The 20,862-nt window shown below is 46.0% G+C and carries 16 protein-coding genes; 8 read left to right on the top strand and 8 right to left on the bottom strand.

Features of this window, described 5'->3' with window-relative positions:
• Nucleotides 1–57: 57 nt before the first annotated feature.
• The gene (locus MJO46_RS05915) at nucleotides 58–1,029 is read left to right on the top strand and encodes a PstS family phosphate ABC transporter substrate-binding protein (RefSeq protein WP_198782814.1); all 972 of its coding nucleotides are present in this window, start codon (nucleotides 58–60) and stop codon (nucleotides 1,027–1,029) included.
• A 407-nt stretch (nucleotides 1,030–1,436) separates the two neighbouring features.
• The gene (locus tag MJO46_RS05910; protein WP_253988518.1) at nucleotides 1,437–3,257 is read left to right on the top strand and encodes a M1 family metallopeptidase; all 1,821 of its coding nucleotides are present in this window, start codon (nucleotides 1,437–1,439) and stop codon (nucleotides 3,255–3,257) included.
• A 626-nt stretch (nucleotides 3,258–3,883) separates the two neighbouring features.
• Here MJO46_RS05910 and MJO46_RS05905 read toward each other — a convergent pair.
• Nucleotides 3,884–4,369 carry a glutathione peroxidase gene (locus MJO46_RS05905; RefSeq protein WP_198782816.1) on the bottom strand — a complete coding sequence of 162 codons (486 nt, stop codon included), beginning with the start codon at nucleotides 4,367–4,369 and terminating at the stop codon, nucleotides 3,884–3,886.
• A gap of 147 nt (nucleotides 4,370–4,516) precedes the next feature.
• Between MJO46_RS05905 and MJO46_RS05900 the strand changes: the two genes are divergently transcribed.
• The 3 genes from MJO46_RS05900 (at nucleotide 4,517) to MJO46_RS05890 (ending at nucleotide 7,137) form a co-directional block, all read left to right on the top strand.
• Entirely contained in the window at nucleotides 4,517–5,887 is a 1,371-nt protein-coding gene (locus MJO46_RS05900; protein ID WP_253988517.1) for a magnesium transporter, read from the top strand.
• A 43-nt stretch (nucleotides 5,888–5,930) separates the two neighbouring features.
• Entirely contained in the window at nucleotides 5,931–6,434 is a 504-nt protein-coding gene (locus tag MJO46_RS05895) for a GNAT family N-acetyltransferase (protein ID WP_253988516.1), read from the top strand.
• 163 nt (nucleotides 6,435–6,597) lie between these two features.
• Nucleotides 6,598–7,137 carry a YfaZ family protein gene (locus tag MJO46_RS05890; RefSeq protein ID WP_198782819.1) on the top strand — a complete coding sequence of 180 codons (540 nt, stop codon included), beginning with the start codon at nucleotides 6,598–6,600 and terminating at the stop codon, nucleotides 7,135–7,137.
• A gap of 52 nt (nucleotides 7,138–7,189) precedes the next feature.
• Here the strand turns inward: MJO46_RS05890 and MJO46_RS05885 are convergent, their stop codons facing one another.
• On the bottom strand, nucleotides 7,190–8,041 hold the full coding sequence (locus MJO46_RS05885; protein ID WP_253988515.1) for a DMT family transporter: 852 nt from the start codon (nucleotides 8,039–8,041) through the stop codon (nucleotides 7,190–7,192).
• A gap of 213 nt (nucleotides 8,042–8,254) precedes the next feature.
• On the opposite strand from MJO46_RS05885, the gene MJO46_RS05880 reads away from it, so the two are divergent.
• Nucleotides 8,255–9,928 carry a diguanylate cyclase gene (locus MJO46_RS05880; RefSeq protein WP_253988514.1) on the top strand — a complete coding sequence of 558 codons (1,674 nt, stop codon included), beginning with the start codon at nucleotides 8,255–8,257 and terminating at the stop codon, nucleotides 9,926–9,928.
• 65 nt (nucleotides 9,929–9,993) lie between these two features.
• Here the strand turns inward: MJO46_RS05880 and MJO46_RS05875 are convergent, their stop codons facing one another.
• From MJO46_RS05875 to MJO46_RS05850, 6 genes are all read right to left on the bottom strand, one after another.
• Nucleotides 9,994–13,116 carry an NAD(P)-binding protein gene (locus tag MJO46_RS05875; protein ID WP_253988513.1) on the bottom strand — a complete coding sequence of 1,041 codons (3,123 nt, stop codon included), beginning with the start codon at nucleotides 13,114–13,116 and terminating at the stop codon, nucleotides 9,994–9,996.
• Nucleotides 13,117–13,377: 261 nt separating this feature from the next.
• The gene (locus MJO46_RS05870; protein ID WP_007646662.1) at nucleotides 13,378–13,536 is read right to left on the bottom strand and encodes a hypothetical protein; all 159 of its coding nucleotides are present in this window, start codon (nucleotides 13,534–13,536) and stop codon (nucleotides 13,378–13,380) included.
• A gap of 288 nt (nucleotides 13,537–13,824) precedes the next feature.
• Complete coding sequence (locus MJO46_RS05865; RefSeq protein WP_253988512.1) at nucleotides 13,825–15,210, bottom strand: RsmB/NOP family class I SAM-dependent RNA methyltransferase; 1,386 nt, start codon at nucleotides 15,208–15,210, stop codon at nucleotides 13,825–13,827.
• A gap of 232 nt (nucleotides 15,211–15,442) precedes the next feature.
• Nucleotides 15,443–16,111 carry a glutathione S-transferase family protein gene (locus MJO46_RS05860; RefSeq protein WP_253988511.1) on the bottom strand — a complete coding sequence of 223 codons (669 nt, stop codon included), beginning with the start codon at nucleotides 16,109–16,111 and terminating at the stop codon, nucleotides 15,443–15,445.
• A gap of 35 nt (nucleotides 16,112–16,146) precedes the next feature.
• Nucleotides 16,147–16,773, bottom strand: a complete 627-nt coding sequence (locus MJO46_RS05855) for a glutathione S-transferase family protein (RefSeq protein ID WP_253988510.1) — start codon at nucleotides 16,771–16,773, stop codon at nucleotides 16,147–16,149.
• A gap of 54 nt (nucleotides 16,774–16,827) precedes the next feature.
• Nucleotides 16,828–17,541 carry a DUF2461 domain-containing protein gene (locus tag MJO46_RS05850; protein ID WP_253988509.1) on the bottom strand — a complete coding sequence of 238 codons (714 nt, stop codon included), beginning with the start codon at nucleotides 17,539–17,541 and terminating at the stop codon, nucleotides 16,828–16,830.
• A gap of 302 nt (nucleotides 17,542–17,843) precedes the next feature.
• On the opposite strand from MJO46_RS05850, the gene MJO46_RS05845 reads away from it, so the two are divergent.
• Both MJO46_RS05845 and MJO46_RS05840 read left to right on the top strand, forming a co-directional pair.
• On the top strand, nucleotides 17,844–20,063 hold the full coding sequence (locus MJO46_RS05845; protein ID WP_253988508.1) for a TonB-dependent receptor: 2,220 nt from the start codon (nucleotides 17,844–17,846) through the stop codon (nucleotides 20,061–20,063).
• A gap of 133 nt (nucleotides 20,064–20,196) precedes the next feature.
• Entirely contained in the window at nucleotides 20,197–20,760 is a 564-nt protein-coding gene (locus MJO46_RS05840; protein WP_198782828.1) for an alkylphosphonate utilization protein, read from the top strand.
• Nucleotides 20,761–20,862: the final 102 nt, after the last annotated feature.

Below are 20,862 nucleotides of genomic sequence, written 5' to 3'. Positions count from 1 at the left end.
GGCTGCGTCTGAAGAAACTTAAGTTAGAAATTAGTTAGCTTACTACTGGAGCACATAATGAAACTGAAAAAGCTTGTCGGCGCGATGACCCTCACAGCCGCTGGTGTATTCTCTGCCACTGCCATGGCATCTATTGACCCATCTCTGCCAACTTACGAGAAAACAAGTGGCGTGTCTGGCAATTTATCATCTGTAGGTTCAGATACTTTAGCCAACATGATGACACTGTGGGCAGAAGAATTTAAACAGATGTATCCTAACGTCAATATCCAAATTCAAGCGGCGGGTTCTTCAACTGCGCCACCAGCTTTGACAGAAGGTACTTCACAATTCGGCCCAATGAGCCGCAAGATGAAGCCTAATGAAGTTGAAGCATTTGAAAAGCACTATGGTTACAAACCCACTGAAATTCGTGTAGCGATCGATGCTTTAGCCGTATTCGTACACAAGGACAACCCAATCAAAGGCTTAACTGCTGAACAAGTTGACGGTATCTTCTCTTCTACCCACAAATGCGGTGGAGGCGATATCCAACGTTGGGGCGATTTAGGCCTTGACGGTAACTGGTCAGCTAAAGACGTACAGTTATATGGCCGTAACTCAGTATCTGGCACTTACGGTTACTTTAAAGAGAAAGCCCTGTGTAAAGGTGACTTTAAGGCTAACGTGAACGAGCAACCTGGTTCTGCTTCTGTGGTTCAGTCTGTTTCTCAATCACTGAACGCTGTGGGTTACTCAGGTATCGGTTATAAAACCGCAGGTGTGAAAGCCGTTGCGATTGCGAAAAAAGGCAACGAGTTTATCGAAGCCTCTGCTGAAAACGCAGCCAATGGTACTTACCCATTATCACGTTACTTATATGTCTACGTGAACAAGCAACCCAACAAAGACCTAGCACCAATGGAAAAAGAATTTATCCGTTATGTGCTGTCTAAGCAAGGTCAGCAAGTGGTTGAAAAAGACGGTTATGTGACTCTGCCTAAGAGCGTAGTTGCTAAAGATTTAGAACAGTTAGGCATCCGCCTCTAATTCTTAATCGCTAATCATTAAGGGTCTCTTCGGAGGCCCTTTTTTGTTTTTGGAGGGTATTAACTTGGTCTGTGGAATGTGGTTGCAAACGGGCATAAAAAAAGCAACCTAAGTAGGTTGCTGTAAATTCCAATTCGGAATCTTGGGACGGTCGCGCTAGAAACCATCTAAAGGAGAATGATGATGAACGAAGAAACTCATTGCAAAGATTCGGTTCATAATATCTGACTCGGCCTATTTAAATTAGTTCAGCAAGAGTGCAAAAAATTCTTACTTTCTACGATTTATTTGATAAAACATTGTTACTCATCTTTAGCCTAGGAGTTGTCGTTTCCATTTGATTGTTGGTAAATTCGCAGTTGATAATATGGTTTAGGAAGCTTAATCAAATACAGGTTATCGAAGCGATGTCGTTAGATCCAATACTACAAAAAGCAATAACTCCAACAACTTGGGATTTAACTCGGGATTATCATTCCTTTGCCAACAGTGACGAGGTGCAAGTGACGCACCTGTCATTGGCACTCACGGTTGATTTTGATGCGCAGACGCTGGTCGGTAAGGCGACACTTTCCCTGCATTACCTTCAGGATCAGGTCAGCGAACTATGGCTCGACACTCGGGATTTAACCCTATTATCAGTGACGACTCTGGCGGGAGAATCCCTCGCATTTTCGCTTGCAGAAACGAGCGTCATACTGGGGCAAAAATTGGTCGTCAGTTTGCCCAATGTGCGCTGTGACCAGATCTGTATTCACTATAAAACCTCGCCTAAGGCGCAAGGATTGCAGTGGCTAACGCCTGAGCAAACCGCAGGCAAGCAGCTACCTTATCTTTTTAGCCAATCACAACCGATCAACGCCCGTAGCTGGATCCCTTTGCAGGATACGCCTAAGGTACGGGTCACCTTCGATGCTAAAGTGCAAGTCCCCAGCGGAATGCGTGCCGTGATGAGTGCGATGAACCATCCTGAAATGCCAGCCGATGGTCTATTTAGTTTTCAGATGGAAAAGCCCATTCCAACGCATCTTATGGCTCTCGCCGTCGGTGATCTCGCATTTCAAGCGATAGGTCCTCGCAGTGGCATTTATACTGAGCCGAGTATGCTTGCCGCCGCTGCAAAAGAGTTTGAAGACACAGAGCATATGCTCGACGTCGCCGAGTCTTTATTGGGTCCCTATGTGTGGGATCGGTATGACATGATCATCCTGCCACCGAGTTTTCCCTTCGGTGGGATGGAAAATCCGCGTTTAGCCTTTTTAACCCCAACCCTAATCGCAGGGGATAAGAGTCTAGTGTCAACCGTGGCCCATGAATTGGCCCATTCGTGGACGGGAAATTTAGTCAGCAATGCGACTTGGCGAGATCTTTGGTTAAACGAGGGCTTTACGACTTATTTTACCAATCGAATTGTGGAGGCGGTTTACGGTAAGGAACAGGCTGAATTGGAGTGGGTGATCGAGTTTGGTCGCTTAAAAGAGGAAATGACTTCTTTACCTAAGCACAGGCAAACCTTGCCTGCGAACGTACAGGAAGGCGATCCTAATCTGGCCTTTAATCGTTTTACCTATGATAAGGCATCGATGTTTGTGCATGATTTAGAGCATAGGTTAGGGCGAGTGGCGTTTGATAAATTTTTACGCAACTATGTGGATCATTTTGCCTTTAAGGCGATCACGACCGAAGTTTTTGTCGAGTATGCAAAACAGACCTTACTCAAGGAGCACTCCGATAAAATCACCGAGGCCGAGCTTTTAGAGTGGGTTTATGGTGAAGGTTTACCCGCAGGGTATTGTGGCCCAACGTCCTCGAGTTTAGATAAAGTCGACGATGCGCTGGCATGTTTCCTACAGGGCAAAGCTGCGAGCCAACTAACGGTTAAGGAGTGGCGAGTTCACCATTGGCAGTATTTTCTGACCCAATTGCCAGAAGTCTTAAGTCAAGTGCAACTGATGGATCTCGATGAAACCTTTCAATTTACCCAATCGACGAATGCGGAAATTGCCTGTGATTGGTTTAGGGTGGCGATTCGTAATCATTATGATCCTGTGTTACCCGCACTAAGTGCATATTTGGTGAATATTGGCCGAGGTAAGTTTGTGCGGCCACTTTATGCTGAGCTACAAATTGCGGGATATCATGCCGAGTTGGCCGAAATTTACGCTAAGGCTCGTCCCGGTTATCACCCTTCTATTCAAGTTCAATTAGATAAATCATTAGGATTTTAAATTATTGGAGATAAAAAAAATGGCAACCTAAGGTTGCCACAAGGAAATCAGAGTGGGATACAAAGAATGCAGTGCGCTAGCGTGTATTCAATTGTGTCCCCAAAGGGAGATGATGATGAACGACCAACCAATCTGACTTAATGCGCTAAAACAGAAACTGTGTCATTTGAGTAGATGAAACTGCTTATTCAACAAATTTCACTACTAAGGTTGCATTAAATCTTATTCGTTAATCCTTACCTATAGTCAGAGTCACCGTATTGAATAAAGTTCACCTATACCATAAAAAAAATTAAAAATATTTCTAGGTAGCCCATGCAAAGGGGTTTAGCGGTGAGATCTCGGGCGAGTGGTTAAGTAATGGGGTGCGCTCAAGTGGTGGCATACGGCCATGCTTATTTTATATAAAAATCATGGTGATAAAAAAAGGCAACCAAATGGTTGCCTAGTGACCTATTCCTAGGTCAAGGGGGCCGCGCTAGAAGCCCCAGGGAGAATGATGAACATGAAAAAGACATTCGCTGTTCAATACATTTGAGGGGGCTCGTGCGGTTTAAGTTCCATAAAAAATTAAAAATAAATTAAATTTTTTATAAAACACAAATTTTCAAATAGATAGCTCGAAACTATTTTAATAGGGCGGCAATTTTATCTGCGATGGCTTCGGGTTTTGTCGTTGGAGCGAAACGCTCAACCACATCGCCCTGACGATTAATTAAGAATTTAGTGAAATTCCATTTTATGCCTTCGGTGCCTAACACACCGGGAGCCTGCTTTTTAAGGTATTGATACAGTGGATGGGTATGTTCGCCATTCACTTCAATTTTAGAAAACAGCGGGAAAGTGACCCCGAAATTCAGCTCACAAAAGTGTTGTATTCCTTGATCATTGGCTTTTTCCTGGGCGCCAAACTGATTACAGGGAAAACCTAACACGACTAATCCTTGGTCCTGATACTGCCGATACAGTGCTTCTAATCCTTTGTATTGCGGCGTAAATCCACATTCACTGGCGGTGTTGACTATCAACAGGACTTTACCTTGGTATTGGGCCAATGGGACAGGGTTGCCTTTTATATCGGTTGCCGTATAGCTATAAATGGTGGATGCCATGTTTATCTCCTTTAGTGGTCTGCGTTAGCATAAACAATATATAAATTTCTAACAATATACTTGTGCGCAATTTATTTTGGGTATTTGCTAATTTTCTTAAATATCAATATAGTTACGTTAATTTTATTGTGAAAGAAGGGCATTTATGTGACTGAACATGAAGCCGAATATGAAACAAACACTCAGGCCGATGTCGGGCAGGTTGTTCAACAACTCACTGAAGTTGAAGGCGAAGAACAAGCCGAAGTGTTTAGCGAAATTTTAAATGAGCTAGAGCCTGGCACTATTGCGCTGGCACTCGAGTCATTGCCCTTAGATGAACGTTATGAACGTTGGCAGCAAGTTGAATTTAGTGAGCGAGTTACAGTACTGAGTTTGATGCGCGCTGATCCCCGTATGGGGATCCTCAAGCAGATGCCCGAAAACGAAGTGGATCTGTTATTTGCCCAATTAAGTCCAGAGGATTTGATTGAGTGGAGTGATTACCTCCCCGAGAGCTTTACCGACCGCGCCTTGGCACAAATGGGCGAGCGTCAGCGGCAGCGCTTTGAGCTTTACGATCAATATTCTGAAAATGAAATCGGCCGTTATACCGATCACCAAATGCTAGTGCTCAGTGATAAGGCGACTGTGGCTCAGGCGCAGCGCTTTTTCCGGCGAATTGAACTCGATTGCAACGACAATTTGTTTATTGTTGACGATCAAGATAAGTATCTTGGTACGGTTAGGCGCTACGATATCTTTAAGCATGATCCCGATGAGCCCTTAGTATCGATTTTATCTGAAGATAGCCGCGCCTTGACGGCGGATGCAACCTTGCTTGAAGCCGCCGAAGCTATCGAACACAGCCGCGAAATTGAATTACCCGTTATCGATGAGTCTGGTGAATTAATTGGCCGAGTCACGCTGCGAACGGCTACGGCGTTAGTGCGTGAACATTATGAGTCGCAATTGATGGCAACGGCGGGTATGGATGAATCCGACGACTTGTTCGCACCGATTATGAAAGGTGCCCAGCGCCGTGCAATATGGCTTGGGATTAATTTGCTTACGGCATTTTTAGCCTCGGCGACGATTGGCTTATTCGAAAATGTGTTGTCCCAAGTCGTTGCGTTAGCCGTACTGATGCCGATTGTGGCTTCCATGGGCGGAATTGCGGGGAGTCAGTCGTTGACTCTGATGATCCGCGGTATGGCGATGGGGCAGATCTCCGCCGGTAACGTGTTTTCCCTGATGAAGAACGAACTGGGTATCGGCATAGTGAACGGTACTTTATGGGCAATTGTTATCGGTCTCGTCTCGGGTTGGTGGTTTGATGACAGTACGATAGGCATAGTGATTGGCTGCGCGATTCTGATCAATATGGCGGTAGCCGCCTTGGCTGGCGTATTTGTGCCTATGGTATTGCAGAGATTTAACCAAGATGCGGCGCTTTCCGGTTCGGTGATTTTAACGACGGTGACGGATGTGGTCGGCTTTTTCACTTTCTTAGGCATGGCGACCTTGCTTTACCTTTGAGTGATGTAGAACAGTTATTTTATATCAATGAGTTAACCTAATCATGAATGGTATTCAGTTTGTACTTTGTGATAAGCAAGAAGATTTAGTCCTCGCCGCCACTCTGGTCGATAGCCGTGATGATAATGCCCATCCGTTAGACCATGAATCCTTTTTCCACTCAAGAGCGGTGATCCTCGCGAAGACAATTGAAGGGGATATTGTCGGGTGTGCGGCGATTAAGGCTGGAGCTGGTGACCTTGGTGAACTTGGTTATCTTGTTGTTTCCCCTTGTTATCGTCGCCAAGGTATTGCGCAAGCATTAACGCTCAAACGTATTGAAGTCGCCAAGTCCCTCGGTATAGCCATGTTATTTGCGACCGTTCGTGCGGAGAATACCTCAAGTCGAGCGAATTTACTGAAGGCGGGCTTTCAATTTTGGCGTGATTATTTAAGTATTCGGGGAACAGGAAATACTGTGGGTTGGTATTACTTACCCCTTAAAGAGCATGTCGATGTTGAAACCGCTATGCAATCTTTAGTGGGAGATCGAGTGCCAGTAGTTTAAATGTTTTTAAATTGAAATCGGTTCGTTTTGCAGTTGTTTTGAAGATGTTTTAGTTAACGCTAAACCTCAAAAATCTCAGCTATTCTCAGCTAAATATGCAGATTTTCTTTTTTTATTCGGTATGATCCGCGCCATTACCCACAGTCATTATCGAGGTGTTTTTATGGCTAAGTTCAGAGTAGCAAGTGTCTTATTATTGAGTGCAGCAGCGCTGCAAGTGAGTGCGTCAGAATTTAATCTTGGGTTAAACAACGATGTGGTTTCTACCGAGTTAGAACTGCAGATGAATAAAGATACCAATGCGGTATTAGGCTATATCTATTCAGATGAGAGTGGCCATATTGCCCAAGGTGCAATGCACATGACCCATGATGCTGGCGTGCATCATTTTGAAGTGGGGGCACAGTTAAGCCAGCTTTGGTCCGATGATGCACCCAATGGCAGTGCCATATCCGTTGGCGGTCGCTATATCCTAACGATGGGACCGAATATTTCCTTGCATGCCGCCGCTTACTACGCGCCAGAAGTCTTGTCCTTTGGTAATGTCGATGGTTATTACCAGTTAGATTCAAAAGTACAGTACAGTGTCACGCCAAACATGGCGCTGTATGTCGGTTACCGTAAAATCGCCTTTGAATACGATAATGCCCGTGATTTCACCTTTGAAGATGGCATTTACATCGGCGGTAAATACCGTTTTTAAGCCATCGACCGCTTTTATTGGGTTTGTGTGATTGCAAAGAGCCGGCCAAGGATTAACTTTGCCGGCTTTTCCATTTAGCCTTGAGCTCACTGTAGCTGGGGAGTATGGATGAAAAAATCACAAGCCCGATGCCGATTAGCATCACTAAGCTCAATTCCTCATCCAAAATCCACCAACCGAATAGGGCGGCAAAGATCAATCCAGAGTATTCCACTGGCGCCATTTGGCTCGCATCGGCGCGTCGATAGGCGTGTATGATGAGATAAGTCATACCAATATAAAATAGCCCTAACGTGAGTCCCACCTGGGCCACCGACACACTAAAATCGGCTCCTTCGTATAGGGTTGCCGGTATCAGAAATATCATCGCAAAGGCATTAGACCAAAAGAGCATGGAGAAAGGATGTTCATGGGTCGAATAGGCCTTTAAAATCAAGCTATTCAATGCTGATGTCATGGCACCGAAAAAGGCCAAGCCGATATAGAGGTTAAATTCGCTTGGTTGGCTGATAAGTAAAATGCCACTAAAACCAATGATCCCGGCAACGGTACGTCGATAGCCAATGCGCTCATTTAAAAATAATGCCGACAGCACGAGAAGTAATAAAGGTGAGGTATAAATCACCGCGGTTACTGTGGCTAAGGGGAGATGCATAATAGCGAGCATAAAGATAGCGTTGCCAAGTCCAATCAATAACGCCCGGGCAAGGTGCACCTTATAAAAGGGGCTTAGTTTAAGGTTACCCTGCAGACGCCATACAAAAGGGAGCACTAACAAAGTGGCAAATAACTGACGATAAAGCACAAGTTGAAAAACGGGGGCGTCAGTTTCCAGCAGTTTGACCAAAAGGTTACCGCTGGCAATTAACAATTGTGCAGCTAAAATCATCAGTAGAGGGGGCATGGTTTCCACAATAAGAAGTCAATATTGGGTCTGGGTCGTATATGGGCATTTTAGGTCGAGCCTTAGATGTTACGGCTAAAATACCACCATAAGACATTTGATATCCGACTAATTTAGTCTAACTGATTGTAAAAAATTAGAGGTATACATAAAGTTAACGCTCTAATTTTATTTTTAATGTGAAAATAACCCAGTATCCGAACCCATTTACCTATGAATACACTTAAAAAAATCACGTTCCGGTGCTTTTTTCTGATTTTATGGATATTTAGTCCCTTTGCCTTTAGCGCAGAAATTGCGCTGGACTCTCCATATTTATTCCATGCCGACGTGAAGCAATCTCCGCCGAATAACTACAGTGAGATCTCCCATTGGATGGGACAACTCGATGAGGCGACATCGGTCAGTTTAACGGGGGGAGATTACTGGATGATCACCCCAGTGTTAGTCAATAGCCGTCAAAATGAGTGGGTTATCGATGCGAGTAATTCGATCGTTGAATCTGTCGATTATTGGTTATTGGGCAGTGATGGCAGTGCTCAATATGCCCGCAGTGGTTATAGTGCGCCCTATGAGTTTTTGTTCGATTATGGCCGTAAGGTCGAACTCAAGATGGGCACGGATTATTGGTTAGTCGTCAAACTCAGTAGCCGTTATTATTCATCGGCCCCAGAACTCACATTGCAGAGTGTGGATCAGCATCAACTTGTGTCCGATAGACTCGCCATGGCGGTTCTGTTATGTTTGGGCGGATTATTGTTTATTGCGTTCTATAATTTACTGATTTATTTCTCTATTTTTGATAAAGCCTTTCTCTACTATGGCCTCTATGTGTTGGCGTATTTTGGGGGATGGGCACTGACCTTCCATTTACCCGCTCACTTGTTTAATTTCCATTTACTCGAATTGCATCATCTGTTTTTTATCGGTTTGCCGATATTTAATATTATGTTTTACAAGCATTTTCTTCAATTACCTAGCTATTCGCCTCGGTTATGGCGAATGAGTCAATGCCTGATGTTTGCCTGCATTGTGGCATTGCCCACCAGTATTTGGTTGATATCCTACACGGCGATTATCGCCTCAGTGCTGATCATGCTATGGATTGCCCTAGCGATCACCTGCGGTAACGTGTGTTTGATGAAGGGTTTTGCTCCCGCACGCTATTTTATCTTGGCTTTTACTTGCCTATTGCTCCCCGCAGTGATTATTTTGCCTGGCAATATGGGGATAACCCCCGATTTTATTGAGCATGCCGAACTTGCCACCTTAATGGGAGGAACGGCCGATGCCTTGCTCTTGTCCCTCGCATTAGCCAATAAACTCAAACTATTGGCCGAGGAGCGCAAAGCCCATATCGAAGAGTTGGGGATTGCTTGGGAAAAGGCACGTCTCGATGGGCTTACCCGGGTCGGTAATAGGTATGCCTTTGATGAGTATATGAATTCACAATTAGGTTTTTCCAATAAAGCCGTGCAATCCCTAGCCTTAGTGCTACTGAATGTGGATAGTTTAAAGGCAGTTAATGATACCTTAGGGCATCAAGAGGGAGATCGTTTACTGCAAACCTTAGTGCAGTTGCTGCAAACGACGGATATTGCGCACCTTAAAATGTATCGTATCAGCGGCGATGAATTTGTGATTATTCTCCCCGCCAATGGGACTTCAACCTTGCTGAATACCTTAAAAAATTTAACGGCGCTGGTGGCAGAGCAGGGGTTTAGGGATTGTCAGTTTAGTTTTGGGATCTCGTTAAATACTGAGGTAGAAGAGCCCCACGAATGGCTGCGATTAGCGGATACCAGCTTATATCAATCTCGGATGGAAAAACGTCGTCAAGAATATGCACAAACCCAAGGTATCGATGCGAGTCTACATTTAAGTTAAGGGTGTGAATCATCCTATTAAAATAAAACGGCGTGGAATATTCACGCCGTTTTATTTGCTAATAACTAGAAATCCTTTTCCCCCTTGATTATTACTGGGTGGCCGCAGATGGCTTTAGCTGTGTGCATGCCCGCCATAGTGGCTGCCTCGACGCAGCCTGCATTGAGGCCTGTTTTTATCCAATCCCCGGTCATATACAAGTTATCTATCCCTGTGCCATCTGTGGTGATGCGATACTGTGAACTGCCCTTAACCGACAGGACATAACGTTCGGATGGGTCCACATTGGCGCGCCAATATTGGCTATCGAAACGAGCCTCGCCTTGGCGGTTCTGATCATCGTGTAGCCATTCCCAGGGGAAGCTATCACCGACATCTTGCCAAAGTTTATGGATTTCGGTAGTGAGCTGATGGATAGCACCCGCTTTAGCTTCTAAGGTTTTCCGTTGTTGGAACTCCACATCAGAGCGAGGTGGGTAGGCTGTGACGGGTAATGCCGAGCAAAAATAACTGGCATTTTTAGGCGCTAAACCACGCCAATCTTCTTTATCCAATAATTGATCCATCGATGCCCAAGTATCGAAGGGCTCGGTAAAACCGGATAGTACTGGCTCTTCGCCCTCTTCAGAATAATTCGGCCAGCCTATTCCATTCAGATCTTGATTCATCCACAGTTGATAGGCTTGGGTGGCAACGGTTTGCACTTTATCAACGCAGAGTGAGAGGGCGGGGCTTTGCGCCATCACTTCTCTGGCGACATGGGGCACAGAACCTATGGAGAGACCGAAGATCACTTTGTCGAAATCCACCCCTTTGACTAAGCGCTTTTTCGGCAGGGCTTTGCCAAAGTGAGCCTCATACACGCTGTCCCAATCGCTCCAGAAGTGTTCCAGATTGATATTATGGGCTTTAAGCAGCGCCGCTTGTTCGGGCTCAAGCTGCGCATAATTGGGCGTACTCGGCCAGCAAGGAAGCCCTTTGACATCGACTAAGGGGTTGTAACGGGTGACAGTCGGCGCCAACGCGACTTGCTCAGTAATTTCAATCGCTTGAATGCTTTGATCGCGGCACTCGAGATTATCGACTCGATTGAAGTAGTGGAAGTTTACCCCACGGCGTTTGAGCACTTCGTAAAAAGGGGTAAAGACTACATCGCCCATACCTGCCTGCATTTTCCACATGACGCCACCTTGATAGCACAGGGCGATACGCAGCATGGCGCGGATAATCGTACCCGCCTCGACATTGGGTGTGTCGAAGTTACCTTTTTCATAGGCAAACACTAAGTCGTAAAAACCGCGGACGGGCGCACTGTCGACGGTATATTTTTGACTCGCGCCGTGCAGGGTTAACCATTCGCGGTAGTCATAGCCATTGATGGCGTCGAAGCCCTTTTCAAACACATCGTCGGCGAACATGCCCTTAAGGATGGTGAGCCCGAGATCGGCGGCGATATATAAGTGGCGCAGTTCATCATTATTATCTAAATGATCGCCGAAACGTTTTACTAACCTTTGGTGCAGGGCATCGACGGCCGATTCCACCAGTCCATCGTCACTTTCGCTGTGCACATGCTCATCGCATTCACGGCCAATCATTTGATTAAAATGGCATTCTAGCTTATCGCCGAGCGCGTCGAGTGACTCCTTAGCATCTTCGACCGAATCCTCTAACTTATCCCTTAAGCGTTCGAACCAGTCGGTATCTAACCAGTTTTTAGGGGTTGCCATGGCTTTTTCATCGGCATCGAGCAGGTCATCCATGTCCTTGAGCCATTCCTTTATCCAAGCAAAGGCCGCTTTGACCACTTTCCAGAAGGTGAGGGTTTCGGTGCCATCACCGGGGATGCCGGGCAGTGTTGGGAAAGTGATTGGCCAGCTTACAGAGCGACCATCGATTTCCTCCTGTAATACGATGAAATTATGGGGTTTAAAGGCATCAAAAAAGCTTGCTAGCGGAGCGTTTGCTGGCCTATCTAATTCTTCATAGGCTTTGCGCATTAAGGCGAAGGCGTTTTGATAAAAACCAAACCAAATGTGCAGCCCGTGTTCCTCGATCCTCTGTCCCATGGCGGCATTGCGACCACTGGCCCCCTTACCGCCGATACGCCAACCGAGTTGATAGATATCAATGTCATATTGATTCTGCCAACCGGGTTTGTCGGTGAGATAACAGGCCGCTGTCATTGCCGCGACACCGCCACCGAGAATGGCGATTTTCTGTTTTTTGATCTCGGAGTTATCGACTAACACTTCACCGGGCGGCACTTCAAAATCGAAGTTCACATGGTAGGGCAGTAATACGTGCTGCTCGCCAATCTCGACCCCGAGGGTGTCCTTAAGAGGAAAGCTGGCGTTATCAAAAATGGTCGCGACAAAATCATTGTCGAGTAAGGCAACACTGTGCACTTTATTCACTTGGGCAGGGGCGGCGATTATGGCCTGATACACCGCTTTGTGCCCAGAGGAGTCTGGGAGCTGTTTGAGGAAGACTTGCTCGATGGTGGGTTTAAACAACAGTTGAAATAGCTGCTCTTCGCCGAGCTGGTCAAGTTCTGGGATAAAATCCGTCTGTTCTTTAAAGAGCTGCCAGGTTTGAGTAATGGCCTCAAGGGTTGAAAGCTGCGCCTCGGGCTTAGCATCACAATTTACTTCAATCAATGGATGCAGGGCGAGTTCGGTTTCAGGTGAAAAATGTAAAAAGCTTTTGGCTGCAAGTGATAATCGCGTCAGAGGCTCACCGACCGCTGGCATAGTGTATTCACAGGAATATTTGGGATAACCAAAGAGTTCGCGGCCGTTGATCAAGGCCATCGCATCGTTTACCCAAATGTGCAGCGGTTGAAAATACACTTGGCTTATATTTGTACTGTCGCAGCTATCTTGCCGCCCGACCATGACCCAAGTAATGATGTCCGTTTCTTGGATCCAGCCCTTGGCTCTGTCTTCTGGGTAAGCGGAATAAGCCTTTTCAATCTGAGTAAAAGTTGTCAATACATAGGGAGATAACACCTTAAAATACATTGCACTACCGGCAACTTGATTCAAGGTTTTATCGATAGAGCGTTGCAAATTTGCCCGTTTCCCCTTCAGGAAAAAACCGTACATATCGGCTTTATTCAGTACTAAAGGGGAGTGCATTAACATACTGCCTTGGGGATAGATAAAATCGGGGCGTTGTTTTTCCATGGGATCATCCTTTAAACCCGGTGCGAGTCATTTTTGTATCATTATCAATATATTAAGCTCATTAATTGTTGAGTTAATCAGCTCTAAAAAGCATAGGGCAAATAAGCTATTTAGCCTATTGATTTTGCAATTGATTTGTTACAGCGGGAAAACAGGAGAGGAGACTGGTTTAACTAGCAAGTTGGAGGGCTTCCAACTTGCTCGGATTTGACTGGCTTTCATAAGGTACTAATTTAAAGAAATAAATTAGTATAATTCACGCTACTTTGATTTATGCTGATAAAAATCCACCTCAGTCTCGTCAGAGTAACGGCGCTTAGTATCCCTGCGACGTTGTTTTACGCGTTTATTCTTTTGTTTACCTTTGACGTTATCGCCCCATGGCGCATCATCGTCGTCAAATTCATAGGAGTGTGACATGGTCAAAATTCCAAAAATACCTGTGCCATTCTCAGCACCCGATCTTTTTACCCAAAGGTGAGATGAAGCTAAAGCGAAATTTTTCATCATTGATGGTGAAAAGTTTTGTCCAAGATCGTGCTCTATCTATACTTTCAAGATTACTCTGGATTGGTTTGTGACTTTTTACGCCTATCTATATGATATGTAATTAGTATTTAGAACTATATCGGTGAATGTTTTGGTGCGGTGATGATTAGCGCCCATAATGTTGGGCGCTAAGATCCGATAAAAAATAATGAGTTAGTGCTATACCTTTCGCTGCATCTTGGCGACAAACATGCCATCACTGTTGGCTTCAAATGGCCAGACGGTCAACATTTCTGTTTGTTCACCGGTAAAAGGATGACGGATTGGCGTGAGCGTGAACTCTGGATGTTGCTGTAAAAATGCCGTCACTACATCTTGGTTTTCGATGGGCGATAAGGAGCACGTAGCGTAAACGAGAACGCCACCGGCTTTCACTGCTTTGCTACTGCGGCTTAAAATATCGAGCTGCAGCGCGGCTTTACCTGTGACGGCCTCAATACCATCCAACCAACGCATATCGGGATTACGTCGCCAAGTGCCAGTGCAGCTACAGGGGGCATCGACTAATACGCCGTCGAAATGATCCGCAGGCACGGGGAGGGCATCACTCTTCCAACGGGCGATGCTAATGCCGTCAAATTGGGCTCTTTGGGCGCGTTTGCTCAGCTCTTCTAGGGCATTGGCGCGAATATCCGACGAGACTATGCTGCCGGTTGAGTGGGGGGCCGCGGTTTTGGCTAACATTAAAGAGCGCAGTTGCAGTGTTTTACCACCCGCTCCGCTACAAGTGTCCCACCAATGGGCATCGGCTGCTGGGGCGCAAATTTGCCCTATGACCTGGGAAGCCAAATCTTGGATTTCAATCTTGCCGTCTTTATATAGGGTTATTTCATTAAGATTCATGCTCTTGTTGCCAAGATTGATGGCATCGCTGAAGTAGTGGCCACAGCTTGCCTCTATACCGAGTGCTTGCAGTTGTGTTACCGCCTCTTGACTAGTGATCCCCTGTGCCCGTCCCCAAATTGGTGGACGGCTGGACATAGCGGCGATGAATTGCATTTGCTGCGCCGCATCAAGGGGGCAAACCTGCCAGAACCAATCGGGTAATAAATCCTGCGCTTTAAACTCAATAGCGGGAAATAGCTGTCGCATCAGCGCTAATTTATCGTTAAGAGTTTCAACACTCAGTAACTGTGCTTGCTGATAATCTACGGTTGATTGCGATAGCTCATGCCAAGCGCTGGCAATATCCTGCCAAGCATGGGCTTCGAGTAGCGCACTGGCACTTAGGTTGGCAAAGAAGACGGCCGAGGACTGTGGTTCACCGAGTTGTTTAAACCAACCCCACCAACGAAACAGGCTAAACAAGGATTCACGGATGATTTTACGATCCTTGGAGCCGTGTTTTTTATGTTCTCTAAAGTAGTTTGCCAGAATACGGTCCGCGGGCATTTTACTGCTTTGAATTTCATCGAATAATTGCTTAATGGTGCTGGCGTAACTGAGCGCGCGTTTCTGCGCTGGAGTGTTTGCCTCTACATTTAATGCCGATGATGTGTTTGAGTTGAATGCTTTATCGGATGAGAAGCTGTTTGGATTACCCATAAATGTAGCCTGAATCATGTCCCTGTATTGGGGCAAATGGGGGAATAATTGCCATCACAGAGAAGAAAATAAGTGGCGCAGAGTGTAGCAGTTTTACCTAAAAACAGGCAGTAAAAAAGCCCCTATTTAGCCTAAGCTTGCGGGGCTTTAAGTGCTTTAGCCACTGGTGCTCAGTGATTTTGTATCTAACGGCTATTGGCAGGCGATCGGACAATGGCCGTTTAGTTGATAATTATTTGGTTACCATCTTTTGGATTTGCTTAGCCCGTTCTTCATCACTCATTTCCACCGGTGGTGGCGTGACTATGCCCTTTTGGCAGGCGGGTCTGAGTGCTAATTCATCCAACCAACGTTGCAGATGAGGCAGACCTTCCATATTGATGCCGCTCCACTCGTGGATCCGCACCCAAGGCCAAGTCGCGATATCGGCAATTGTATATTCATCACCGGCAAGATAGCGATTTGTCGAGAGTTGCGTGTTCATCACTTCGAATAAACGCCTGCCTTCCTTTTGATACCTGTCAATGGCAGCGGGGATTTTTTCGGGGAAGTAGCGGTAAAACACATTGGCCTGTCCCATCATGGGGCCAACACCACTCATTTGGAACATCAGCCATTGGAACACTTGAGAGCGTTTTTTAGGATCGGCGGGCAGCAATTTACCTGTCTTTTCGGCAAGATATAGCAGAATCGCTCCCGATTCGAATACCACAAAATCGTCGTTGTCGCGGTCGATAATGGCGGGAATTCGGCCATTGGGATTGATGGCAAGAAACTCGGGCTGTTTTTGCTCATTGGTGCTGAAATCTAGCTTATGGACGCGGTACTCTAGCCCCATTTCTTCTAATGCGATGGAGATCTTAAAACCGTTAGGGGTCGCGGCGGTATATAAATCAATCATAGTTGTTCCCTTAGATTACGAGTTTGGCTGCTAGGCTACTTTTTCGGGGTTAACGACACTATCGCTGGACGTTGTGCCATTGTTGTAAACCAAGCCTTGAGATGCGGTAAATTATCCGCGACTTCAATATCTAAATTCTTAATGAAGCTGATAAAAACGTAAGCGGAAATGTCCGCGACACTGAATCTATCGCATGCGATAAAGGGTGATTTGGCCAATTGTTGGTCTAAGGTGGGGAGGAAGTCAATCACCCTTTGGCGGGATTCTTTGCCCCATGCTTCGACATAGTTTTCTCTGTCTTTATAGATGCCGCTTAAATTACGGAAGGCTTGAAATGCTACCATTAGGCCCTGTAGTTCAACGATCCGGTGCCACATTTCAATCTTGGCACGTTCGAGAGCATCATTGCCAAACAGCGAGTTAACACTCGGGTAGATTTCATCTAAATAACGGCAAATGGCAACGGATTCACACAGGTAGCTGCCATCATCGAGTTCGAGTAGCGGGATGCGGCCATTTAAACTTTTAGCTTTAAATTCAGCACTTAAATTTTCACCTCCGCGGATATCGACGTTCACCCTCGGGATATCGATACCTTTTTCTGCGAGGAAAATACTGACGCGGCGTGCGCTAGGCGTAGGGGCTAGTTCATAGAGTTTCATCTAATATCCTTGAGCTTTTAGCTTTTGTTTGAAGTTGTCTAGGCCATATTATGGTTAGAAATCAAGCTCGAGTGCGAAGCACAGATAAGCCATCAATTGAGTGCAATGCGCAAATTGCTCCGCACAAAAACGGGGGGCATCTGGGCGGCAGAGGTCCTCAAAGGCGATATTCTTTATGGCAATAAAATCTTTGCGTTTTAGCTCAGTGAGCATAGGGTGATTTTTATCAAACCCCTTTGGCGGCCGAGTTAAGCTGTCTCCATCCATGTTAAATCCATGACTTTCAAGCGTTTGTAGCGCCTTTTTATAACCGTTGGGATTCTCATCAATACAAGTGCGAATGGCATTTAAGACCTTTGATTCTGGATGCCAAATTCCCGCGGCAATAAAACAACCTTCTTCGGCAATATGCAGATATAAGCCGGGGGCATGTACATCCTTTCCCTGAAAGTGACGAAACTGAATGCCGACATTGGTTTTATAGGGGGTTTTATCGTGGCTAAAGCGGCTATCCCTTTGAGGGCGCATTAAACTGCCGCCCACTTTTTTAGGCACTGCAGTGAGCCTTGGCGACAGTTCAATAATATGGGGTTGAATGTGGGCAATAAAGGCTAATGCTGGGCTACGTACCGTATTTTCGTACTCATCCTGATGGGCTTTAAACCATTCGCGGGAGTTGTTTTGTGCCAATTGTTGTAAAAATTGCATACTGGCGGCGCTGAATGTAGCAGCAGTAGCTATGGGGAGAGGAGTCGTTAGCGTGGCCATTATCGGTGAACCTTATAAATGCATATTAAACGAGTGAAACAGGAGGCGAGTCGCCAACATGCCCCACTTGTGCTGTCCAGTCGTGCACTATCGAGAGGGTGATAGCTGGTTGAATATGCCACTCATACTGCCATCCTTCGGCAAGATCTTCACTTAAATTTTTGCACTGTGGCTGGATCTATCTTGTTTTCAGTAAGTTAGTTATTTACATGTAAAGCTAAATGATATCCATTCTTATTTGTGTGCTAGCTGTCTATAATGCCGCCCTATTTTTAATTGGTTTGTTAATAGGAAGATGTTGAATGGGTTGCCAGCCTAAGTTTGGGAAATGGAAAGCGAAGAACACTCTGTCGCTCATGGGATTATGTTTATTGCCATCACTGCCGTTGCAAGCTGCACAGGTATTAGGTGAGCCTAAGGTGGAACCGATTGAAATTATGCAGGTTCACGGGCAGCAATATCGCCGTGCAATGACAGTGACTAAACCGGGGGAAGCTATTATCTCCATGGAGCAAATCGAGGAGATGCAGGCAACGACCTTTGCCGAAGTGATTGACGATATGGCGGGGGCCCATATTGATGGCGGTACTCGCAGTGGCGGAGAGCGGATTAATATTTGGGGTTTTGGCGAGACCGAAGACTTTAACGTCTATGTGGATAATGCCCCCGTGGGCTTTGAACAGTATCGTTACGGCTCATTTTTCCTCGACCCGGATCTTATCAAGCGAGTCGAAGTGATCAAAGGAGCCCATGATGTGCGTTCTGGCAATGGCGGTTTTGGCGGTTCCATGTATGTGGTCACTAAATCTGCCGATGATTTTCTCAAGTATGATCAATCTGTTGGGGCACGAGTAAAAGCAAGTTACGCCAGTAATAACGATGCCGAAAGCTATACAGGCACAGTCTATGGCCGGGTGAATTCGCATTTGTCTGGCCTGCTGCATTTAACCCGCAGGGATGCCGGAAATGTCACGTTAGCGAATGGCGACGAATTTGAATATTCAGGCTATGAGCAAGATAACTACTTAGGAAAGCTTGATTATACGCAGGGGGATCATCAATTAGCGTTGAGCCTGACCCATTACCTCGATGAGGGCCGAAAACCTTGGGCTAACCGCCGTGGCCCTATGCCAGCAATCTCAGACTACAACATCAAAAAGTATGGCTCCTACGAGCAGGCGCTGTATGCCACTACCGCCTACAACACCTATGAAGACAACACTTGGTCGGCTAATTATCGCTATTCACCCAGTAATCCGCTGATCGATACCCAAATGGTGATTTCCCATTCTGCTAATGCACGTCACTGGGTAAGACCCGAGATCGCCTGGGAGAAAATGACGGTTTCCGTCGGTAACTTTGGCCATGAATCTTGGCTAGATTATAAGCGTGACTACATTGATATCAATAACTTGAGTTTGGTTGGCGATCAGGAGATCACCGCAGGCTTACAGTATCGCAGCCTAGATCGTACTTCACTGGTGTTTAATAAAAGCTATGAGACGAGTCCCGAAAAAAACTTTGGCTGGTATACGCCTTACTATCAACCCGAAGGTCGCCAAGATACCTATGCCGCCTATGTACGGGATGCGATTCATCTCACCAATGACTTAACCGTCACCCCTTCGCTGCGATACGACTATATCTACAGCATAGGTCAGCCAAATATTGCGCCCGATTACAACGATATCAATGCAGGCCACGATTATAGCTCGACCCATCATTCGGGGTTTTCACCGAGATTAGGCATAGATTATCAATTGACAACCCAGGCGCGTGTAAACTTTGATTACGCCTATAGTCTGCAAGCACCTGTCGTTGATGAGATTTATGCAGTGCAATATGCCAAGGCCAGCGTCACAGGCACGAGCCGTGAGATTGATGTCGAGCGCTTGCACGCCTTCAAGTTAGGGCTGATGACGCAGCACCAGCATCTGCTGGCCAATGATGATGGACTGTCGACGCAACTGACATTGTTTGCCAATCTCGGTCGGGATGATATCGCCCAGCGCCGCGGCGCTAAGTCAGATAAAACCCAGTTAATCCAAAGCGGTTATACAAATCTTGATGGTTACAACATCTATGGTGCTGATTTTGAAGGCCAATATCGTTATCAAGAGCTGTTCAGTGATCTTGCGGTTTCATGGCTGCAAGGGCAGCACAATGGCTCACTTAGGGATAGTTTGGATGATGACGAGTATTTAGCCAACATTGCGCCGCTCGATATTCGTTTGCGTTTAGGCATGTATATTAGCGAGGATATTTCAGTCGCTTGGCAGGGCGCTTGGTATGATGCGCAGACGAATGTTCCCCATGGCGATATCTTTAATGCCGAGTCGCCAAGTGAGAACTACTTCCTGCAGAATGTGTACTTTGCCTATGAGCCTCAAGCCCGCTTAAAGGGCCTTAGTGTGCGTTTGATGGTGAAAAACCTCACTAATCAGCAAGTGGTGCCATTTCTATCCGATGGGATCCCTGCCGCTGGGCGCGATGTTCGCTTGAGTTTAGCCTATGAATTTTAAAGCTTAATAGCCGAGGCTGTGGGGACTAGTGAAATAAAACTTATAAAAAATAAGGTTATCTTGCCAAGGCCCCCTGCCGTAAAAAGCCAATTTATGGCATAATCCGCGTTTTAATAAGCATATAGACAGAAAAATGACTGAAAATGAACTGCTAAGTCGCTGTGGCGGCAAGTGTGAGCTCTGCACAAGCGAACTCGAACTTTCAATTTATGACTTACCCGCATCGGATGGTCGTGAAAATGAGATCATGATTTGTGAAACCTGTAGTGGCCAGATTGCTGCGCCAGATACCATGGACATGAATCATTGGCGTTGTCTGAACGACAGCATGTGGAGCCCGGTCCCGGCCGTTCAAGTGATGTCATACCGTATGCTTAAGCGCTTAAATGGTGAAAGCTGGGCGCAGGATTTGCTGGATATGCTGTATCTGGAAGATGACTTAAAAGCCTGGGGTGATGCCGAAGTTGCCGCAGCGGGTGACGATGTGACGCCAACGTTAGACAGTAACGGTGCAGTGCTTAACGCTGGCGATACTGTGGTTATCATCAAAGACTTAAACGTAAAAGGCACGAGTTTTGTGGCTAAGCGCGGCACAGCAGTGCGTAACATTGCCTTGACTAGCAACCCAGAGCATATCGAAGGTCGTGTTAACGGCACTCGGATTGTGATCCTGACCTGCTTCGTTAAAAAGTCTTAAGTTTGGCTTAGTCTGGGCTCGATTTTTTTAGCTCAACACAATAGAAAACCGCCATAGTCGTTAATCGACATGGCGGTTTTTTTATGCCTAGTGAAGCAGTTA

Source organism: Shewanella sp. KJ2020, assembly GCF_024197625.1.
GTDB lineage: Bacteria > Pseudomonadota > Gammaproteobacteria > Enterobacterales > Shewanellaceae > Shewanella.
Note: the sequence above shows the minus strand (reverse complement) of the source record. Positions and strands in the feature narration are given on the sequence as shown.